Origin of the sequence: Chryseobacterium jejuense, from assembly GCF_017877355.1 — a bacterium.
In the GTDB taxonomy this organism is placed as follows: Bacteria; Bacteroidota; Bacteroidia; order Flavobacteriales; family Weeksellaceae; genus Chryseobacterium; species Chryseobacterium jejuense_A.
The window spans coordinates 664132-683733 of the sequence record NZ_JAGIPR010000001.1; the positions used below are offsets into that span (position 1 = coordinate 664132).

Sequence of the window (19602 nt, forward strand, 5' to 3'; positions counted from 1 at the left end):
TCTATTTTAACGATAGTCTTTTTCTTGTTTATCAGCTTAGGGTTGTATTATAAGGATTGAAACTAAAAGATAACGTCGGAAACATTTTAAATAAAGAAAGAATAAAAAAATACTCTGATAAAGTACCTGTAACGAATGGCTTTGATTTTGATCCACCAGCTGTAGGAGATGGAATAGGAGGTGCCATACTTTCTGTTGTTGTATGGTTTATATTTTCTATTCTTCTGGTATTTCTTTCTTACTTTTTAGGCCTTTTCTTTTGGTCTTCCATATTATTTCTGGCTGCGATGTTATACTGGATTTTCTTTCGGGCATTGCGTCATGTCTTTAAAAACTCAGGGAAATGCAAAGGAGATATAGTAAAAAGCTTTGGATTTGGCTTTCTATACTCATTTCTCTATATTTTATGGATCTACGGAATCATTTTTCTGATTAATTATATAAACTAAACCCTGGTTGTTATTTTATAAAAAAATTAAATAAAAATTAAAAATTAAATAAACATTTTGTAGTACAGTCAACAAGGAATTATCTTTGGGACTTTTATAAGCTAAGAATAAACAGGGTTGAGAAAACAACAACGATGAAAAAATTGAGATTTTTGCTACTGCCAATGTCTATATTGGTATGTTCACAGGAGGTGGATACATTGCAGGTAAAAGAATTATCACCTGTAGCACCGGATTTACCCAAAGTGCAGACGTACACTTTAAAAGACGGTTCTGTGCGAACATATCCAAAACCTAAACTGCTGGATTTTGTCACCAAACTTCCCCGAAATTTTATTGATACCAATAAAGATTTTGTAGCAAAAGATCATGCCTACTATTTAGGAGGTGCTGTTGCTTCAACATTGATCCTTCTGCCTTTTGACCAGAAATTAATTGATAACTCAAGAGAACTGGGAGAAAGATGGGGAATGGATAAAGATAACAATTATACCAAACTTGGAGGGGTTTTCAAAATCCCTAAAGATATCGGATCTACATTATATCTTATTGGAAATGGATCTACACTAGTGTTACTGGGAATAGGTTTCGGAACCTATGGTTTAATTAAAAATGATTACAGAGCACAGGCCACAGCCAGCGGATTAATGGAAAGCTTAATTCTTTCAGGAGTTTTCACCCAAACAATTAAAAGAATCACCGGAAGAGAAAGCCCGTTTATAGCAGAAGAAAATGGCAATAAAGGCGGTGCATGGAACCCCTTTCCAAGTTTTTCAGCATTTGCAAAAAATACCTCAAACTATGATGCCATGCCATCCGGCCACTTAACAACGTTTATGGCAGGGATCACCGTTATTGCGGACAATTATCCTGATGTACGATGGATAAAGCCTGTAGGATATACATTAGCCGGAGCTTTATGTTTTCAAATGATGCAAAGTAAAGTTCATTGGGCTTCAGATTATCCGTTAGCCTTATTAATGGGGTATTTTATAGGAAAAACAATCTCAAAAAGCAGATATACATCCTCAGAAGGCGCCATAGGAAAAACAAAATATAAGTTTGATCTTATGGCATCCCGCCAATGGGAATACAATATGATAGGGGTGAAGCTATCTTTTTAAGAATCCTTGTTATTGACTACGTCGAAATAATATTCATCGACTGAAAGGAGATAATCGTCGATTTCCGACGAAGGAGGAAGTTCATCCATTGCTTTAGATTCTTCATTTCACTTCTGAACTTATTTTAAATTATTGACTCATTTAAAAATCTATACCCGATTCTCACATTTTCATTGAAGATGTGGGAATTTTGTTTTTTTGAAGACTGTTAAAATCGAAGGATTTAATACTAAAATTGGATAGAATACCTTATTTTATGGGGTAAACTAAAATAGTTTTCACTATTTTTGATCTGAATAAGGCATATCATTCACCTTTTTGGAAATGATGGCTTGAAAAGACTTAATTAATATTGTACTGAATGAAAATAATCGCTGTTATCCCTGCACGCTATGAAGCAAGCCGTTTTCCCGGAAAACTGATGCAGATATTGGGAGAAAAAACCGTTATTACCACCACCTACAAGAATGTAGTGGAAACCGGACTGTTTGATGAAGTATTTGTAGCAACAGATTCTGAAATCATCTTGGATGAAATCGTTAAGAATGGTGGGAAAGCTGTAATGACAGGGCAACATGAAACAGGAAGCGACCGTATTGCTGAAGCGGTACAGAACATAGATTGTGACATTGTTATTAATGTTCAGGGTGATGAACCATTCCTTAAGCTTGAACCTTTGAAGCAATTAATCGAAGTTTTTAAACAGGATGATCAACAGCAAATTTCTCTGGCTTCTTTAAAAATAAAACTCTCGGAAAAAGAAGAAATAGAAAACCCGAATAACGTAAAAGTAATTACGGATAATAACGGCTTTGCCCTTTACTTCAGCCGTTCTGCAATACCTTTCCATAGAGAAGTTTCCTATGATGTAACCTACTTTAAACATATCGGAGTATATGCATTCAGAAAAGAAGCTTTACTGCAGTTTTCAAAACTGGAAATGAAACCATTGGAAATATCCGAAAAGATCGAATGCATTCGCTATCTGGAATACGGAATGAAAATCAAAATGATAGAAACCAATTTCGTTGGTGTAGGCATTGATACACCGGAAGACCTGGAAAAAGCAAGGAAGTTAATTTAATTTGAAAATTTAAAATGAGATCATTTGAGAATAGAATAATTTCATTTTTACTTTCTCAGCCTTTTTGCTTTTTATCCCAATTCCCCTTATATTTGGATTGATAAATAAGTTATTTTGGTAAAGATCTTATTTTTAATAGCATTATTTTATAGGTTAGTTTTGAAATACAAGAACTCTACTCTATAAATTTGAAAATAAAATATTATATCTTACAAAAGCGTTAGGTTGTAAAGAAGATCCGGGACTGATTTTTAAATATGTAAATGGAAATCTGGTTCCACAGAATAAAAAAAAACAGGGCAGACCTGGTTTTTAAACCTTCTTTAAATAACTATTTTAATAAAATTAAATGAAAAAAATAATATACTTAGTCCTTTTTACTGTTACTAGCTCATTGTATTATGGCCAAACTGCAAAGGAAATTATAGATAAAAATATTGAATTATCAGGAGGATTAACCAACTGGAAATTGTTGAACTCCGTATTGCTGCAAGGGAAAGTTGTATTGGGAATCAAAGACGAATATCCTATAAAAATTTACCAGCAGCGCCCTAACCTTACCAAAACAATCATTGTAGTCGGTGGAAAAGAAACGGCAATTGAAGGTTTTGACGGAAACAAAGGATACGCAATGAATTATGCGGCCAATAAACTTCAGGTATATCCTGAATATGTACCGGAAAGTTTTGATAACGATTTTATCGATTGGGAGAACAAAGGTTTTGATGCCAAATATCTTGGAAAAGAAAAAGTAGGAGATATCTATTGTCATAAAGTGGAGCTAACCAAAAACGTGAATAAGAATATGTATTATTTTGATACAACAACTTATATGCTTTTAAAGGAAGTTAAGAAAGAAGAAACCTTGGTATATTCCAATTATAAAAAAGTTGGAAACCTTACCATGCCTTTCAGAATAGAATCTTCAAGCCCTAAAAAAGATGGTGAATATGTAATGCTGCTTAACAGAGTAGACATTAACAAGGTTTTTCCGGCTAATATTTTTAAGTTTTAATTCATCTGCAGTTCAGACTGCATAAAATTTATAAGAAATGAAAAATATTTTTTTAATGCTGCTTTCTTTTATTGCATTTCTGCAAAGCTGCACCAATCAAAAAACTAAGATTTCTCAAGCTAAAACCAAAGAACTTATGGGAAAAACAATATATGACTTTAAAGTAGAAAGCCTTGACGGAAAGGAAATTAACTTTGCAGATTTCAAAGGGAAAAAGATTCTGATCGTCAATACAGCTTCAGAATGCGGGTTTACCCCTCAGTATGCTGATCTTGAAAAAGTATATGAAGAATACAAAGACAAATTGGTGATTGTGGGTTTCCCAGCCAATAACTTTGGAGGACAGGAGCCGGGAACTAATACTGAAATCGGAAAATTCTGCCAGAAAAATTACGGAGTAACATTCCCAATGGCAGCTAAAGTATCTGTAAAAGGAGATGATACGGCGCCCATTTTTAAATACTTAACAGAACAGGAGCTAAACGGAGTAAAAAATACGACAATCCTTTGGAACTTTACCAAATTCCTGATTGATGAAAACGGAAAACTCATTGATAGTTTTGTAAGTACAACAAAACCTACAAGTGAGTCAATCACAAAATATTTGAAATAAGAAATAAAAAAGAATATTTTTACAAAGTGGATGATTGCATCCACTTTTTTTATTTTAAAATAATTTGGAACTCATGAAAAAAATATTTTTTGCAGTTTGTTTTCTGGCCGCTTTTTTATCAGGATTTGCTTTTAAAGCGGTTACAGAAAAAGAATCTGATGATCTGAAAAGAGTAACAGGCATTGGTGGAATCTTTTTCAAATCTAAAGATCCCAAAAAAATGAGAGAATGGTATAAAGAACATTTAGGGTTTGAGGTCAATGAATACGGATCTGTTTTTGAGTGGTATCAAGGAGCAGATAATTCTAAGAAAGGCTTCAGTCAATGGAGTCCTTTCAGTGAAAAAACAAAATATTTTCAGCCTTCCGAAAAAGATTTTATGATTAATTATCGGGTCCAGGATCTTGAAAAATTAATTGCACAGTTAAAAAAAGAAAACGTAACCATAGTGGATAAAATGGAGACTTATGAATATGGAAAGTTCATCCACATCATGGATATTGAAGGAAATAAAATAGAACTTTGGGAGCCTAATGATATCGAATATGAAAAATTAGGACAAAGCATGGGGAGCAAGACTACAAAATAAATTCCGCTACTCTTATTCCCAATGATTTAATCTAATTATTTACTTTTTCTGCAAAACAAAAAATATTTCCCAGCTTAATACTGGAGTAACCGTTACTTTTAATTTTTGAAGAATTAATCATAGCTTTGGCCAGAATATCCGTAGGTAAAGGCCTTTGACTCTCCAATAGCCCAAATTTATTGGCAAATTTTATAATCCTGCTGCCCAGAACTTCACCTGTTCTTTCAGAATTTTTCCTTTCAAGCATTCCGGGTTTGAAAATGGTAATCTTGTTGAAATGTAATTGTCTTACAGCTTCTTCCAGTTCTCCTTTCATTTTAGAATAAAAAATTTTTGACTTTGGATTGGCTCCATAGGCCGAAACCAGAATATAATCTTCCACATCATTCTCTTTGGCTGCTTTCGCAAACTCGTATTGATAATCAAAATCTACTTTTTTCTGGGCGTCTTTGCTTCCGGCATCCTTCAAAGTAGTCCCCAGACAGGAAAATGCAACATCTCCTTTCACCATTCCTTTCCATTCTTCAGGCTTTTCAAAATTTACAACATGAACTTTAAGCCTCTCGTTCTTAATATCAACAGGTTTTCTTACAAAAATATCGACTTCCTCAAAAGCCTTATCATTGAGTAACTGATTGACTAAATCCTTTCCTGTAGCGCCTGTAGCACCTATTACTAAAGCTTTCATAATAATGGGGTTTGATGTGATGATGATTTCTTTCTTAAATTTACTAAATTTGGATAAAAGATAAAAGATAAAAGATAAAAGATAAAAGATAAAAGATAAAAGATCTTGTCATTAAATATCTCTTATATCCACCATTATTAATCATATTACTAATTACCTATTACTCATTACTCATAAAAAAACTATGGACGCCAACGAAATATTAGACTATTGCCTTGCTAAAAAAGCTGTTACGGAAAGTTTTCCTTTTGACAATGAAACCCTTGTATTGAAGGTTGATACCAAAATGTTTCTCCTGATGGGGCTTGAAAAACAACCTTTGTCCATCAATGTAAAGACAGATCCGGAATGGAGCGCCGAACTTCGGGAACAATATCCTCAGATCACAGGAGCCTACCATATGAACAAAACCCATTGGAACTCAGTAGCTGTGGATGGCATAAAAAGAGATCTGATTTTGAAACTAATAGATCACTCTTATGATCTGGTATTTAAATCACTTACCAAAAAAGTTCAGAATACTATCAATAATTCCTAATATTATCAATTTCTCGCTTTAAGCCGTATTCATTCGGGTATAAATTTTGTTATCGGATATCTGTGAAATATTAAACTGATTTAATTAAAATAAGAACCAATGAAAAATCACCTTTTATTATTCATGGCAGCAGGTGCCTTAGCATTATCAGGCTGCAATAAAGCAAAAAATAAAACAATCCCTGAAACTGCTGTATCTGAAAAAACGATGGAAAATTTTTCTGATAATTTGAAGATAGAATTTGTGGGAACCGATAATTTTACCATTAAAAGTGCCAGACTGAAAGTAAGTTTGTATGGGATAGACGGAAACTTAGCAGATGCACCAGCTACATTACTGGAAGAAAAAGAATATGAACAGAAATCAGTACCTTTTGCCATTAATTTCCCCGTATCTAAGGATGCTGTAAGTAAAATCAACCCCAAACCTGCAGGACCTGTTAAATATTATATTGGTCTGAGCTGGGACTCTGACGGAAACGGAAAGGCTGACAGTAAAGGAGATATCGCGATAGACTACGATAAAGGGTTTCCTAATGTAACAATGAATAATGAAGTTCAGAAAATTAATCTCAAGATACTGAAATAAAAAACTAAAAAGAGGCTGTCTCAAAAGTGTTATTCTGAATGAAATACAATGTAATGAAGAATCTCAAACGATTGATTCTAAATAAGATTCTTCCTGCGTCAGAATGACAAAAGTCCAATTATATGACTTTTGAGACAACCTCTTTTGTATATCTTAGAATTTAAATTCTTCTGTTAATCGTTTATCTTCATCAAGTCGCTCAATCAGCTTTTCCAATCCTTCAAACTTGATTTCATCGTGAAGAAAGTCCCTGAATCTTACGGTGATTTTTTCGTCGTAAATATCATTGTCAAAATCAAGGATATACACTTCAACTGTTAATTTCTCTCCATTTACTGTAGGGTTTGTTCCGATGCTCAGCATTCCTTTATATTGCTGGCCTTTTACTTCCACTTCTACAATATAAGCCCCTTTTTTAGGCAAAAGTTTAATAGATTCCGTATCAATATTAGCGGTTGGGTAGCCGATTGTTCTTCCGATCTTTTTTCCGTGAACTACCGTTCCGGAAACAGGGTAGGAGTAGCCCAACATTTCATTGGCTTCTTTAATATTCCCTGTTAAAAGAGCATTACGAACCTTGGTAGAACTGATATTATTCTCATGAATATTAATGGCTTCCATCTGTTCAACCTCAAAATCAAGTTCTTTAGAGAGTTTCTGAAGAAGTTCAAAATTTCCGCTTTTATTTTTCCCGAAAGAATGATCGTATCCTATAATAAGGTATTTTACGTTGAGTTTATCAATCAGGATCTGACGTACAAATTCCTCTCCGGTAAGATTTCTGAATTCTTCATCAAATTCTTTAAGAAACAGAGTATCAATATTATATTTTTCAATACGCTGTTGCTTTTCCTCTATCGTATTCAGCAGTTTTAAATCTTCATTAGGATTAAAAACAAACCTCGGATGTGGCCAGAAAGTAAGGATAGCAGTTTCCAGATTGTTTTCTGTTCCTACTTTAATGAGCTCATCAATAATACTTTTATGTCCAAGATGTACCCCATCAAACATTCCTAAAGACAGAGCTAAAGGCTTTTGAGAGGAATAATCTTTAAAATTCTTGAAAACTTTCAAAACGGAAAAAATTTGACTGCAAATATAGATATAATGTAACAATCTATCAATATAACAATGGATCAATATTTTCTTCAGGGAAATAGGGCTGTGAGATTGGTAAACTGCTGCATGGGTCAATTTGTAAAAAGCATGATAAAAATCTTTTTTTTACCAATTGCGGGTTTACGAAGAATCACTATATTTGCACCAAGAAAAAATTTAGCAATGGCAAACCAAATTAAAGGTAAAATTTCTCAAATTATTGGTCCGGTAATCGACGTTGTCTTTAATGATGTGGAAGCAATTCCGGCAATCTATGACGCGTTAGAAATTACAAAAGAAAACGGTGAAAAAGTAGTTTTAGAGGTAGAACAACATATTGGCGAAGATACAGTAAGATGTATTGCAATGGACGCTACTGATGGTCTTAAGAGAGGTCAAGATGTAATCGGATACGGAAATCCTATTACTATGCCAATCGGAGAGGCTGTAAACGGAAGACTATTCAACGTAGTTGGTGATGCTATCGACGGACTTCAAGATATTTCTAAGGAAGGTGGTCTTCCAATTCACAGACCAGCTCCAAAATTTGATCAATTATCAACTTCAGCAGAAGTTTTATTTACAGGTATTAAAGTAATCGACTTAGTTGAGCCTTACGCAAAAGGAGGTAAAATTGGATTGTTCGGTGGTGCTGGTGTAGGTAAAACAGTATTGATTCAGGAGTTGATTAACAATATTGCAAAAGGGCACGGAGGTCTTTCTGTATTCGCCGGAGTAGGTGAAAGAACGAGAGAAGGGAATGACCTTTTGAGAGAGATGTTAGAATCAGGTATTATCAAGTATGGTGATGATTTCATGCACTCTATGGAAAATGGAGGTTGGGATCTTTCTAAAGTAGACCTTGAGGTTATGAAAGATTCTAAAGCAGCATTCGTTTTCGGACAGATGAACGAGCCGCCAGGTGCAAGAGCAAGAGTAGCCCTTTCTGGTCTTACTTTAGCTGAGTACTATAGAGATGGTGGAGAAAGCGGACAAGGTAGAGACGTACTTTTCTTCGTAGATAACATCTTCCGTTTTACACAGGCTGGTTCTGAGGTATCTGCACTTCTTGGTCGTATGCCATCTGCGGTAGGTTACCAACCAACTCTTGCTTCTGAAATGGGTGCGATGCAGGAAAGAATTACTTCAACTAAAAATGGTTCAATTACTTCAGTACAGGCGGTATACGTACCTGCGGATGACTTAACTGACCCGGCTCCTGCAACTACGTTTGCTCACTTGGATGCAACTACGGTACTTGACAGAAAGATTGCTTCATTAGGTATTTACCCAGCAGTAGATCCATTGGCTTCTACTTCAAGAATCCTTTCTCCAGAAGTTATCGGTCACGATCACTATAACTGTGCTCAAAGAGTAAAAGAAATTCTTCAAAGATATAAATCACTTCAGGATATCATCGCAATCCTTGGTATGGAAGAACTTTCTGAAGAAGATAAATCAGTTGTTTACCGTGCAAGAAAAGTTCAGAGATTCTTATCTCAGCCTTTCCACGTAGCAGAACAGTTTACAGGTATTCCAGGATCTTTAGTAGATATCAAAGATACCATCAAAGGATTCAACATGATTATGGATGGTGAATTAGATCACTTACCAGAAGCTGCTTTCAACTTGAAAGGAACGATCGAGGAAGCTATCGAAGCTGGACAAAAAATGTTAGCTGAAAACGCTTAATAATTAGACATAAAGATATCAGATACTAGACATGAGACTTTAAGTGTCTGAAATCTGAAATCTGAAATCTTCAAATCTAAATTAAAATGAATATAAAAATTTTAACACCAGAATACGTAGTTTTTGAAGGAGAAGTAAGCTCAGTATTATTGCCTGGAAAAAATGGTGAATTTCACATCATGAAAAACCACGCAGGAATCGTTTCTTCTTTAGTTGGTGGGAAAGTAAAGCTTTTTACAAACTCTGTAGATGAAGCTTTCGCAAAAAACCTAACCAAAGAAAATGATAAAGACTCTATCTTTTCATATTCTATCAAAAGCGGTGTTGTGGAATTTAATCATAACAAAGGAATTATCCTTTGCGAATAATTAAATGAAAAGCTAAATATATTTTCAAAAAAGTGTAACTTTGGTTACACTTTTTTTATTTTATTTCAATTCATGTAAAAATCTGATTCTATGAAGAAAAATATAATCATATTCTTTACAATTTTGGGTACTTTCCTCAACGCCCAGAATATTAAAACCAAAAGAGGAATTATCAATTTAGACGGGATCCCGGTGGCCAAAATCTCCAATAAGTCCAATGAGTACACTTTCATGGACTTAAAAGAAACACCATTATACACTATAAAATTTATTGATAAAAGTATTGTAGACTCTGTTAGAGACAGCTATATTCAGATCAATAGAGTGTATAACAGAGATAAAACCATCGAGGTAGATTATTCTTCACCTTCTGCATTTTCCGGAGAAGAAAAATCAGCAGTCTATACTTCTGTGAAAGATTTTAAAATCATTGATAATAAAGGAATCAATGTAAAGACTCTGGACGAACTGTTTTCAAATGTTCCCAAAAGGAAACTGGATAGTAAAACCAAGGATGCCTATACCATCAGAAAAAAGATCGATAAAATGAATCTTGAAGTCAATAAAGTAGGAGAGATTCTCAGCAATGGAGTCCCTGTGGGATATTTTACCAATTTACCGGTAAGCTTTGGTTCAGATGATAAAATCATGGAAAAAAGTTTTTTGGATATTGAAATCTATGATGCAAAAAGCAAACTCATAGGTAAATATATTACGACCACAAAGCAGCTGAAAACAGCTGGAGGAAAGTCTTTCACCCTTTTCAAAGAAATGTCCGGAAGAGCATCAATTTTAAAATATCCAACCTATAAGGCTCTTGCAGAACGTATGGCGATAATGGATCCGAATTTTATTAAAATTCAGGAAAAGGTAACTGTAGGCCCTGTTACAAAAGATATTCCTAATTGAATCTATTAAAAATATATAAAACAAAAAACCTCAGAGATACTTTCTGAGGTTTTTGCTTTTATCCACTTAGTTTTATATAATCATCTGAGATCTGTGGGAGCTTTTTATCCTGTATTTTATCATTCTGAAAGAATCCAAACATTCTACATTAAAGTATGAGGTTAGATTCCTGCGGAATGACAAATACGATGCTTGAAAAATCAATTTATATAATCCTAGAAAATCTGTGAGAGTAAAAATTCTTAATTTTTAAAATCCCTGAGAAAAAACGGATCAATTTTATAAACTCAAAATCACTCCATTTTCTTTCAATTGCTGCATTGGTTTTGAGAACCAGAATAATTCAAAATCATCAAAATTTTCTTCAAATTGATTCTTAAGTTGCTGAATTGTAGGTTTTTTCTGATTGTCTATAGAATGTTCTTCCAAAATATCCATCAGCCATTCTGCTTTATCTTGCTCCATTTCAACCTTTACAATATTGGTTTTTAAGTGGAATGTAAGAAGCGTATATGTACCAGAATATTTCTTTTTATTTTTTATGCGATTCTCAGCAATTACATTTTTAGTTAAAAAGACAACTTTTGAATTTCCTTTAAATTTAAAATCTTCATCTTCCAATAAACTGTCGTGAATATAATCGGGATGGATAGTTGTTCTTGGAATTTTAAAATCAAACCACTCCTGAAGGGGAAGTTCAAAATTAATTCCATGCATATAGTTGAATAAGGATTTTTTTAGACCTGAACTAAATTTATCATGATTGATCCCGGTCTTGTCTGTAAAATCAATATCATTATTAGCAAATAGAATTTCCTGTTTGATTGGCGTAACTCCAAATTCTTCCGGGTTTAATCCAACGGGTGAGTGAGCCGTCATAGCAAACTGGTGCCAAAAGCCACTTTGTAAAATTCCCATTTCAAATAACTGACGAATCATTTCCATAGAATCAATTGTTTCCTGAATGGTTTGCGTTGGATAGCCATACATCAGATAAGCATGGATCATAACTCCGGCTTCTGTAAAATTTCTTGTCACTTTTGCAACTTGTTCCACAGAAATTCCTTTGTCAATTAATTTTAATAACCGATCACTGGCCACTTCCAATCCACCGGAAACTGCGACACAACCTGAAAGCTTTAATAAATAACATAAATCACGGGTAAAGCTTTTTTCAAAACGAATATTAGTCCACCAGGTAACCACAAGATTTCTTCGAAGAATTTCAAGGGCAACCTCTCTCATCAAAGCAGGTGGTGCAGCTTCGTCTACAAAATGGAATCCGGTTTCGCCTGTAGTTTTAATAAGTTCCTCCATTCTGTCTACCAGAATTTTGGCGGAGATAGGTTCATAGATTTTAATGTAATCTAAAGAAATATCACAGAATGTACATTTTCCCCAATAGCATCCGTGAGCCATGGTTAACTTATTCCATCTTCCGTCACTCCACAAACTGTGCATAGGATTGGCAATTTCAATCACTGAAATATATTGATCCAGTCTTAAATCCGTATAGTCCGGAGTCCCTATGTCTGCTTGCTTAAAATCGTGTCTTTTTGAATTGTTCTTATAAACAACTTCTTGATTTTCAAGTAAAAAAGTTCTTTTGTATTGAGATTCTCCGTTTGGCTCAGGATGAAGAATATTCTCACATAGAAGTTCGAGAGGAAGTTCGCCATCATCCAATGTTATAAAATCAAAAAACTCAAAGACTCTCTGATCCTTGATCTCTCTTAACTCAGTATTGGGAAAACCCCCACCCATTGCAATTTTAATGCTTGGGAAATTTTTCTTTATAAACTGAGCACATCTGAAAGCAGAATATAAATTCCCTGGAAAAGGAATCGAAAAACAAACCAATTTAGGTTGTACAGATTCTATTTTTTCTTGAAGAATTGTTAAGGTGAAATCATCAATAAATGTTTCTTCATCGGATAATTTTGAATACAGTTCATCAAACGAATTGGCACTTTTCCCCAAACGTTCGGCATATCTGCTAAAACCAAAGTCGACATCAATATTTTCAACAATATAATCTGAAATATCCTCCAGATATAAAGTAACCAAATGCTTGGCCTTATCCTGTAAACCCATGTTTCCGAAAGCAAATTCCATATCATCCAATTGGTTGAATCGGGATGCTTCCGGAAGAAAGTTCATACTGCAAATCTGCCTTGCCAGCGTAGGGCTTTTTCCTTGTAAAAAAGGGATAACCTGATCGATGGTTTTTACATATTCTTCTCGTAAAGCATAAATTCTCTGAGTATTTTCAGAGGCATTCTGAAGGTCAATTTCTTTACTGAAAACCTTTTGTAATCCACCTTTTGAAAATAACTCCAAAATAACATCTATTCCCAAATCTATTTGATAACTGGAAATATTTTTAGTATTTAAAAATCCTTTAATATAAGCTGTTGCCGGGTAAGGAGTATTAAGTTGGGTAAAAGGCGGGGTAATAAGAAGCAGGTCTTTCAACAGAAATTTTTTGCAAAGTTATTCTAAAGTTTTTTCAGAAAAAAATTTTTTGCTCTGATTATAGACAGGTCTAAATAATGTTATTTGTACTTACTTAGAATAATTTCTCTCGCAGATCTCATAGATTTTGCAGATAAAATGTAGCTGATCCAATACAAAAGATTAAAGAATAGGGTGGTGATATTTTTAGACGCAAAGTTTTATGATGCATACCGTTTATGTTTTAAGGCAGCAAAGTATGGAATCAATTTCATTGATTCTTTCTAAGCGAACGCATATCCATACAGCTTCTTCAGCGACAAAGTCGCCATTCTTTGCTTTCTAAAGTAGAACATTAGAATCATTAGAACTTTGCGTTTAAAAATACATTTCTAAGTTTTTTTCTCGCAGATCTTAGAATACGCAGATAGAATGTAGTTGATCCAATACAAAAGATTAAAGAATAGGGTGGTGATATTTTTAGACACAAAGTTTTATGATGCATACCGTTTATGTTTTAAGGCAGCAAAGTATGGAATCAATTTCATTGATTCTTTCTAAGCGAACGCATATCCATACAGCTTCTTCAGCGACGAAGTCGCTCTTCTTTGTTTTCTAAAATAAAGCATTAGAATCATTAGAACTTTGCGTTTAAAAATACATTTCTAAGTTCTTTTTTCCGTAGATCTCACAGAGAATACGCAGATAGAATGTAGCTGATCCAATACAAAAGATTAAAGAATAGGATGGTGATATTTTTAGACGCAAAGTTTTATGATGCATACCGTTTATGTTTTAAGGCAGCAAAGTATGGAGGCTATCTCTTTTGAGACAGCCTCTTTCTAAGCGAGTGCATATCCATACAGCTTCTTCAGCGACGAAGTCGCCATTCTTTGCTTTCTAAAGTAGAGCATTAGAATCATTAGAACTTTGCGTTTAAAAATACATTTCTAAGTTTTTTTCTCCCACAGATCTCCAGATAAAATGTGGCCGAGATGTCATGTAAGATTGAAGAAGGGAATGAATATAGATTATTTTTTAGACGCAAAGTTTTATGATGCATACCGTTTATGTTTTAAGGCAGCAAAGCATGGAATCAATTTCATTGATTCTTTCTAAGCGAGTGCATATCCATACAGCTTCTTCAGCGACGAAGTCGCCATTCTTTGCTTTCTAAAATAAAGCATTAGAATCATTAGAACTTTGCGTTTAAAAATACATTTCTAAGTTTTTTTCTCCTACAGATCTCCAGATAAAATGTGGCCGAGATGTCATGTAAGATTGAAGAAGGGAATGAATATAGATTATTTTTTAGACGCAAAGTTTTATGATGCATACCGTTTATGTTTTAAGGCAGCAAAGTATGGAATCAATTTCATTGATTCTTTCTAAGCGAGTGCATATCCATACAGCTTCTTCAGCGACGAAGTCGCCATTCTTTGCTTTCTAAAATAAAGCATTAGAATCCATTAGAACTTTGCGTTTAAAATAATTAGGTAAGCATATATGATTTTATATTACGTTATTATTTTCTGTCATTCCGAATTGAAGGTTTGCGCATGTAGTCCAGAAGTGAAATGAAGAATCTAAACTATATAAGATTCTTCCTTTGTCAGAATGAGAATGGGGTAAAATTGTATATAAGTATCAAAAATTATTTAAATATCATATCAGGAGGATTATTACTAATGAAATTAAGAAAAGACTCTTCATCAAAATATCCATTTTCATCTAAAATTTCAGAGTTTAAAACTTCTGCTTCATTGGAGCCATCCAAGATTGTTTTTCCAATATTTCGTCCTGATTTTCCTTCAATTTCATTATGGAGACTTATTAGGTATTGGGAATAGATATTTCCTTCAGCAACAGTGTAATGCCCATTTTCAGCAATAAGAATTGAAGATGTATTTCCCTCAAAATAGGTTTCATTATCGTTACCTGAAGCTCCAAACAATACATCACAGGAAAGGTTACCGGTACAGTATAATGAACCATAGACAATTATATTTTTTGCTTTTATATTTCCAATAACAATAAGGACAACATACTCTTCAACAAATAGGTTTCCGGAAAGGTTAATATCTTTATCAAACAGAATTACTTTGTATCCTTCACCATCCTCAGTGACTAAATCAAGAGAGGTTGAGTCTTCATTTTCTACAAGAATAATTGTAGGAACTTCATCCTCATATGGTTGCAAAGATGCAGCTTTTATTTTTGCTGCAGTTTCCTGATCCAGCATTTCAAGAAATTCCGATAGGTCGTCTTCATCTAAAGTCTGATCTTTGAACAGAGTAAAGTTTAAAGCTGAAGTAATTGTAGAATAAAAATTTTCTGATTGATTTTTAAGATAAATATATAATTGATCCTTTGTGAGTGGTTGTAATTCTTTCATGAAATTTAGCGATATTGCACCTACTTATTCCTTATAGAAATAGATAGATGCAATATAAGAAGATAAGTTTTGTTATGCCAGAAAACCGAATTTATTCTCAAACATTTTTCCTATTACCGGAATGGGTTTTTTCTGTTCATTAGCCGCATTGATGATTCCAAATACCCATAAAACTAATAGGATCAATCCTATATAATTCAGAAAAGACAGCACAGGAAGAATAGGAATTAGGACAGAAAGAATAATATTCACAACAACGGTTAACAGAAAGAAGCCTAACCCTTGTTCAAGATGATAATTGGCCAGATCATTTTTAACGGTTAAATCTTTACTTTTAACATAGGCGATAATCCAGCCAATAATCGTTACATAGCTTAAAATAGAAATGGTTTTACTGTTCATATTGAAATATTTTCCGTCAAAAGTAGAACGCTGAACTGCATCCATCAACAGTCGATTGGCCAATTGCCACTTTGAATTGGTATTCAGTAGATACTGGCAGAAAATTATATATCTATGAGTTTATTCTTCCTTCATTAATTTGAAAAAAACTTCTTTTTTAGCCCGGGATATCGGAATACTGGCTCCGTTTTCCATTTCAATCATTCCTTCTCTGGAATAACTTACGATATAATTGGTATTGATCAGGTAAGATTGATGTACCCGAAAGAAATCAGGAGGAAGAAGAATACTTTCGTAATTTTTAAGGGGTTTGGAAATCATGATTTTCTTTCCATCATTCAGATAGAATGTAGTATAGGAGCCGGATGTTTCACAATGCATGATCTGGTTGATCTTCACCACATGCATCGCTTCCTGAGTAGGAAGAATGATCCTTTGTGGGGTTTTGTGCATATTATGACTGAGCTCGTTTATCTGTTGTTCTTCGAGGAATCGTTCCTTTAGTCCTGAAATTCTGTCGATAGCGATTTTGAGTTCTTCAGCATCAATAGGTTTTAATAAATAATCCAAAGCACTGAACTTAAACGCCCGGATAGCATATTCTTGATAAGCGGTTGTAAAAATCAAATGAAATTTTCGGTATGAAATCTGATGGAGAACATCAAAACCAGTCCCATTTTTTAACATGATATCCATGAATACAAGATCGGGCTGAAGTCTGTCAATAAGCTTTGCTGCTTCGTCTGCACTTTCGGCATAGCCAATGATTTGTACTTTATCCGGAGCAATCATCTCCAGCATAATGGATAATGCTTCCCGCAAGTGATATTCGTCTTCTATGATTATTGCTTTATACATACTTTATAATATTGGAATATATAATGTGACCATACACCCTTGCTGCCCATCTTTATCAATAGTCAGTTCTCTTACTTCAAGTTTTGCTCTGGAATTATCCTTAAGCATAAGAACGAGTCGTTCATCTGTAATTTTGGTAGACAATGAACGATGGGAATCATCTGTTTTCTGTTTTCTGGAAGCTGTAAGTCCGATTCCATTATCTTTAATGCTACAGATAAGGAGATTGTCATCAGATTTTTCTTCAAAAGTAATGAATAATAATCCTTTTTGGAATGCTTCCAAAGGTTTAATTCCATGTTCAATCGCGTTTTCAACGAATGGCTGTATTAAAAGAGGCGGAATATGTAGCTGCTGATCCACGGATTCATCACGTTGTATCCGGTAATCAAAACTTTGATTTAAACGCAGTTGCTGAAGTTCAATATAATTTTCAAGAGTTTGTATTTCCTCTTCCAAAGTGACGGTTTCCATACGGGATTGTTCCAATACACGGCGGCTGAGCTTCGCAAATTTTCCAAGATAGAGTACAGCAAGATCCGTATCTTTTCTAAGGATCATTCCCTGGATATTCCCTAATGCATTGAATATGAAATGAGGATCCATCTGTGATTGAAGCAACCGCCTTTCAAGAGATAGTTTCTCTGCTAAATTTTCTAGCGTTTCTTTTTCAAGAAGCTCCATTTTAAGCTCATTATTGGTTTGCTGCTGTTGAAGAAAATCTTCTCTTTTTTGATGATAACGCTGGCGGAAATAATAAGACCGATACATAAAGACAAGTCCAATAAGTAAAACAGCAGAAATTCCATATCCTAATAACTGATTCTTTTTCTGAAGTTTATTTTCCTGTTCCAGTTGTTGAATACGAGCCAGTTTCTTTTCCGATTCATATTTGGCATCAGCATTCTGAAGAATCTGTTGAGTAGATTCGTCGTACTTTAATTTATTATACCTGATAAAAAATGTATCATACTCATGATAGGCTTTATAGTCTTTTTCTTCCGAAGCAATATTTTTCAGACAGTCATAAAATGCTGCCAAAAGATAATTGTCTTTATAGGGAAGGTTCTGCTGGTAGGAAATTCCTTCTTTAAAAAGATTTTCGGCAGTTCTGTATTCTCCTTTTGCTACATAATACTGCCCGCGTAGTCCCATAGAACTTCGGTATACGCTTTTTATACCATATTGTTTTCCAATGATTAATGCTTTCTCCAAGGCTGATAAAAATGCTTTCTCATCTATAGGCTTTGGTCCATTCATATATAAAGCTGCGAGATTGATATAGGCAACGCCGATGTTACTTTTACTGTCTATTTTTGCTTCGCTTTTTTCTATAAAAGTGATCGTTTGATTAAAAAAAGAAACAGCCTCCTGCCATCGGTCTGTTTCTCCTGCAGCAACAAGGTCAGAAAGGTAACTCCCTACCGCAAGCCTCGCATGAAGAATGCTTTCAGGATTACCGGATTTTTCAGCAAATGAAAGTCCTTCATCAGCATATTTTTTTACTTTTTCAGGAGAATCCGGAGAGAAAAGATAAGAAATATCTGCTCCAAGTTTTGCCGATTGATCATAGCTCTGCATTGTATTGAAAAGAGTATAAGCTTTAAGAAAGAAAGTTAAGGCTTGTGACTTATCATCTGTATATGATTTAAGGTAGCCCATCACAGTATTGGCAAAAGCTTTTGCACGGTTACTTTTTATGGAGTTGGCGATATCATAAGATGTTTCCGCATATTTCATGAATTCCTTGAGATGAAGAAGGCGTTTATGGGTTAAGGCAAGATAGGCGTTACAAATGGTTTCATCCTCTTTATTTCCTGATTTTTGGGAAGCCTGAAGAGCAGCCATCTGCATTTTGAGACTTGCTGATGAATCCGTAAACCTCTTGGAATAAGCTACACTGGCTTCATGTTCTATAGGAGAAATTTGTTGTGCTTTTACAAGACTCAATGATATCCAGCAAAATAGAAAGCAAAATAGAAGTTTGGTTATATTGTTTTTTTTCTTGATCATGTCAATGGATACGTCGGGCTAATTTATAAATTGTGTAAGGATTGACAAAATAGAAATAGGTTTAAAATGCTGATTTTAAGGGGATATTTAAACCCAATAAGGCAAATTACAGCATGTTTTTTACAGAATACCAATTCAAAATGTATAAATACCAATTGATGCTGGCAGAAATACATCCGAATATTTAATCTTGCAGAGAATATCAATGCAATAGCCATGAAAACTATATATAAATTTCTGACCTGTATTCTTTTATTTCTTCCTGTTAAAATGCTGTTTTCTCAGCAGACAGATGAAAAACGATTGAAAATTGAAGTAACTGTAAATGATGGAAAAAACCAGATTGTTTCTGTTATCAAATCTTATACAATTTCTTATAATAAAACATTGTTAACTCCTGATAATAAATCTAATAATGTAAAGGCATTTTATTTATCATTGGATTTTGAAAAGCAGGATATTCCACTTTTAAGAGCATTTATCCAAAATAAAAATGGGTTGGATGGTCAGATTACAATAACAGATACCTATGGAAAATTGCCATTCCGAAAAATTGAATTCAAATCAGCAGTAATGGAGGTAATGACTGAGCAGACGACAGGGGATTATAATGGTATGTATATGAATTTAAGCAGTAACGTACTTAGTATTGATGGGTTAAAAATCGAATAGTAAGCTTCACAAATGATGAAAAAAACGATTATATATTGGATGCATTAAAATTT

19 protein-coding genes are annotated in these 19602 nt (G+C 34.0%); 12 read left to right on the forward strand and 7 right to left on the reverse strand.

The window, feature by feature from the left end:
- Positions 1-56: 56 nt before the first annotated feature.
- The 6 genes from J2772_RS03050 (at position 57) to J2772_RS03075 (ending at position 4874) form a co-directional block, all read left to right on the forward strand.
- Complete coding sequence (locus tag J2772_RS03050; protein WP_209913163.1) at positions 57-449, forward strand: hypothetical protein; 393 nt, start codon at positions 57-59, stop codon at positions 447-449.
- 134 nt (positions 450-583) lie between these two features.
- Positions 584-1573 carry a phosphatase PAP2 family protein gene (locus J2772_RS03055; protein ID WP_209913165.1) on the forward strand — a complete coding sequence of 330 codons (990 nt, stop codon included), beginning with the start codon at positions 584-586 and terminating at the stop codon, positions 1571-1573.
- 361 nt (positions 1574-1934) lie between these two features.
- Positions 1935-2657 (forward strand): 3-deoxy-manno-octulosonate cytidylyltransferase, encoded by a 723-nt coding sequence (gene kdsB, locus J2772_RS03060; RefSeq protein ID WP_209913167.1) that lies wholly within the window; start codon positions 1935-1937, stop codon positions 2655-2657.
- A gap of 349 nt (positions 2658-3006) precedes the next feature.
- Positions 3007-3672, forward strand: a complete 666-nt coding sequence (locus J2772_RS03065; protein WP_209913169.1) for a histidine kinase — start codon at positions 3007-3009, stop codon at positions 3670-3672.
- Positions 3673-3709: 37 nt separating this feature from the next.
- Positions 3710-4285: a glutathione peroxidase gene (locus tag J2772_RS03070; protein ID WP_209913171.1), complete on the forward strand. Its 576-nt coding sequence runs from the start codon at positions 3710-3712 to the stop codon at positions 4283-4285.
- 73 nt (positions 4286-4358) lie between these two features.
- Positions 4359-4874, forward strand: a complete 516-nt coding sequence (locus J2772_RS03075; RefSeq protein ID WP_317194477.1) for a VOC family protein — start codon at positions 4359-4361, stop codon at positions 4872-4874.
- A 31-nt stretch (positions 4875-4905) separates the two neighbouring features.
- On the opposite strand, the gene J2772_RS03080 is transcribed toward J2772_RS03075, so the two are convergent.
- Positions 4906-5562 (reverse strand): NAD(P)H-binding protein, encoded by a 657-nt coding sequence (locus J2772_RS03080; protein WP_209913173.1) that lies wholly within the window; start codon positions 5560-5562, stop codon positions 4906-4908.
- Between the two features lie 184 nt (positions 5563-5746).
- On the opposite strand from J2772_RS03080, the gene J2772_RS03085 reads away from it, so the two are divergent.
- Both J2772_RS03085 and J2772_RS03090 read left to right on the forward strand, forming a co-directional pair.
- A complete protein-coding gene (locus J2772_RS03085) occupies positions 5747-6100 on the forward strand; it encodes an MmcQ/YjbR family DNA-binding protein (RefSeq protein WP_209913175.1) in 354 nt (117 codons plus the stop codon).
- Between the two features lie 99 nt (positions 6101-6199).
- Positions 6200-6688, forward strand: coding sequence for a hypothetical protein (locus tag J2772_RS03090; RefSeq protein ID WP_245365078.1), 489 nt, complete (start codon positions 6200-6202; stop codon positions 6686-6688).
- 153 nt (positions 6689-6841) lie between these two features.
- Here the strand turns inward: J2772_RS03090 and J2772_RS03095 are convergent, their stop codons facing one another.
- Complete coding sequence (locus J2772_RS03095) at positions 6842-7762, reverse strand: bifunctional riboflavin kinase/FAD synthetase (RefSeq protein WP_209913176.1); 921 nt, start codon at positions 7760-7762, stop codon at positions 6842-6844.
- 207 nt (positions 7763-7969) lie between these two features.
- Between J2772_RS03095 and atpD the strand changes: the two genes are divergently transcribed.
- The 3 genes from atpD (at position 7970) to J2772_RS03110 (ending at position 10755) form a co-directional block, all read left to right on the forward strand.
- Positions 7970-9478 (forward strand): F0F1 ATP synthase subunit beta, encoded by a 1509-nt coding sequence (gene atpD / locus J2772_RS03100; RefSeq protein ID WP_045497098.1) that lies wholly within the window; start codon positions 7970-7972, stop codon positions 9476-9478.
- A gap of 86 nt (positions 9479-9564) precedes the next feature.
- The gene (locus J2772_RS03105) at positions 9565-9846 is read left to right on the forward strand and encodes a FoF1 ATP synthase subunit delta/epsilon (RefSeq protein WP_068943447.1); all 282 of its coding nucleotides are present in this window, start codon (positions 9565-9567) and stop codon (positions 9844-9846) included.
- Between the two features lie 90 nt (positions 9847-9936).
- Entirely contained in the window at positions 9937-10755 is an 819-nt protein-coding gene (locus tag J2772_RS03110) for a hypothetical protein (protein WP_209913178.1), read from the forward strand.
- A gap of 279 nt (positions 10756-11034) precedes the next feature.
- On the opposite strand, the gene J2772_RS03115 is transcribed toward J2772_RS03110, so the two are convergent.
- The 5 genes from J2772_RS03115 to J2772_RS03135 form a co-directional block, all read right to left on the reverse strand.
- Complete coding sequence (locus J2772_RS03115) at positions 11035-13230, reverse strand: B12-binding domain-containing radical SAM protein (protein WP_209913180.1); 2196 nt, start codon at positions 13228-13230, stop codon at positions 11035-11037.
- Positions 13231-14863: 1633 nt separating this feature from the next.
- The gene (locus tag J2772_RS03120) at positions 14864-15604 is read right to left on the reverse strand and encodes a hypothetical protein (protein WP_209913182.1); all 741 of its coding nucleotides are present in this window, start codon (positions 15602-15604) and stop codon (positions 14864-14866) included.
- Between the two features lie 72 nt (positions 15605-15676).
- Positions 15677-16051, reverse strand: a complete 375-nt coding sequence (locus tag J2772_RS03125) for a DUF4870 domain-containing protein (RefSeq protein WP_245365080.1) — start codon at positions 16049-16051, stop codon at positions 15677-15679.
- A gap of 75 nt (positions 16052-16126) precedes the next feature.
- A complete protein-coding gene (locus J2772_RS03130; protein ID WP_209913184.1) occupies positions 16127-16864 on the reverse strand; it encodes a LytR/AlgR family response regulator transcription factor in 738 nt (245 codons plus the stop codon).
- Positions 16865-16867: 3 nt separating this feature from the next.
- Positions 16868-18814 carry a sensor histidine kinase gene (locus J2772_RS03135; RefSeq protein ID WP_245365082.1) on the reverse strand — a complete coding sequence of 649 codons (1947 nt, stop codon included), beginning with the start codon at positions 18812-18814 and terminating at the stop codon, positions 16868-16870.
- 279 nt (positions 18815-19093) lie between these two features.
- On the opposite strand from J2772_RS03135, the gene J2772_RS03140 reads away from it, so the two are divergent.
- Positions 19094-19549 carry a hypothetical protein gene (locus tag J2772_RS03140; RefSeq protein WP_209913187.1) on the forward strand — a complete coding sequence of 152 codons (456 nt, stop codon included), beginning with the start codon at positions 19094-19096 and terminating at the stop codon, positions 19547-19549.
- The last annotated feature ends 53 nt before the right edge of the window (positions 19550-19602 follow it).